At 26.6% G+C, this 1200-nt stretch carries 1 protein-coding gene; it reads right to left on the bottom strand.

The annotated features are described in order from the left end of the window. Positions 1 to 133: 133 nt before the first annotated feature. Positions 134 to 1200, bottom strand: a 1067-nt coding sequence (locus tag CL42_RS16140) for an SEL1-like repeat protein (RefSeq protein ID WP_035270968.1), incomplete at its 5' end; no start/stop codon positions are given.

Here is a 1200-nt window from a genome sequence, read left to right as displayed (position 1 = left end):
GCTGAAAAGCCTTCTTTTCTTGACTCAAGCATTAATGCAGTACGATCTTCAAAGTTAAGATGATGGTATGACAATTTTATATACTCCATAAACCCTTTAAATTAATTAGGTGGTTTATGTCGCACTTCAAGTTTTACTCTGCCCCAGAATTAATAGCTTTTAGACAATATGTATAAAAATCATAGTATTTATCATTTCTTTTTATTGGTGTAACCACATTATTCAGTAGAGCAATATTATAATTAGCAACATCAATACCACTTTCTGCTGCTTGCTCAAACAATACTAATGCTTTATCTATATCCCTATTAACACCACATCCAAAAACATAGAATATAGCAATATTATTAATAGATTCAAAATCTTTTTTATCCAAAAGATCATAATAAAATAAAGTATAATCTTCATTAAAATAGTTATCTTTTGTCACTAAAGATCTAAATTCATCCTCATATTTGAAATTTGAAAACTTAAGAAATAATTTATTATCTCGATCCTTATGAAAATTCTCAAATTCCCTAAACGATACCCTCTCGAGAAATAACTCTGTTTTTTTCAAATTATACTTGTCAGCAATATTAGAAAAAATTTTATTTAAAAATTTTTCTCTCCCGGAAACATCTAATTTATTTGAATAATAAGAATCCACATAGTTTCTATTCTTAGAATTAACATTAAATAAACTTTGATTTTTATTCAATTTATTTATTTCATTAATGCAATAACCACATCCCAATTTAGCTCCCACTTTAAGCGATTTAAGTGCCGCAGACTTTAATTTAAAATCAATATTACCAACCCTTTTTAAATTATAAAATCTTTCTTTTTGAATCCCATATAATCTAAAACCTGCGAAACCCACCCCAAGCTCTAATGCCTTAGATAAATTTAAGATTATCTTATCGTAATCAAATGGAAAAATTTCCCCCTTACTAATTAGTTCAGCTTTTATAAAAAATATATTACCAATACTATTATTCTCACCTATTTTAATTAATTCCATAATTTTATTCTTTTTATCATTTGGAATTTCTTTGTTTAAATATTTTGTGGTGATTATATCAATATAATTTTCAATACTACTTAAATCACCTAAATCAATAGCCTTACTATAAAATTTTTCAGCTATTTCAGGATCAGCTTGCACGAAAACCCCTGTCTTGTACAAATCGCCCATAATTTTATAAGCAAAGCTTTTAC

Source organism: Acinetobacter sp. Ver3 (assembly GCF_000632455.1).
Taxonomy (GTDB): domain Bacteria; phylum Pseudomonadota; class Gammaproteobacteria; order Pseudomonadales; family Moraxellaceae; genus Acinetobacter.
The sequence above is the reverse complement of the archived record's forward strand: the minus strand, read 5'-3'. Positions and strand labels throughout refer to the sequence as shown.